1 protein-coding gene is annotated in these 527 nt (G+C 59.2%); it reads right to left on the minus strand.

Going from position 1 to position 527, the window contains the following annotated elements; genetic code table 11:
• Positions 1-486 (minus strand): helix-turn-helix domain-containing protein (locus D5S19_RS04465; RefSeq protein WP_199730343.1); only part of this gene is annotated, 486 nt, incomplete at its 3' end.
• Between the last annotated feature and the right edge of the window lie 41 nt (positions 487-527).

Here is a 527-nt window from a genome sequence, read left to right on the forward strand (position 1 = left end):
GTTCACCATGTCGAGGATCTTCCCCCTGGTTGAGGTCGCGCGGGACCGGTTGACCCGACGGGTCCGGCCCTGACGCAAGGCAATCGTCAGCTGGGTGCGGAGCTCGCCACGTGCTTGCAAATAAAGACACTCGTAGATCGTTTCATGCGACACACGCATCTCCGGATCGTCGGGATAGTCCTCGCATAGCCGTTGACCAATCTGCTTCGGCGACCACTGCTCCCGCAAGCCATCGTTCACGGCGTCATGCAGCCGCGTCGACGATTCCAGCTTCCGTTCCTTCGGTCGACGCAGATTATCCTCAGCTCGACGCTCCGCCTCAACGGCACGGTATTCCACAGGGCCACCGTTGCGATCGATTTCCCGAGCAATCGTCGAATGATGCCGCCCCAGCACCTTCGCGATGAATCGAGCCGAACGATCTTTGCCCAACTCGCGAGAGATGATCTCTCGCTCTTCGAACCGCAATGGCTTGTGCCGGCTCATTCACCATTCCTATCGATCGACGCTACCAGGATCCTATCGTG

This window comes from Amycolatopsis panacis (assembly GCF_003600245.1).
Taxonomy (GTDB): domain Bacteria; phylum Actinomycetota; class Actinomycetes; order Mycobacteriales; family Pseudonocardiaceae; genus Amycolatopsis; species Amycolatopsis sulphurea.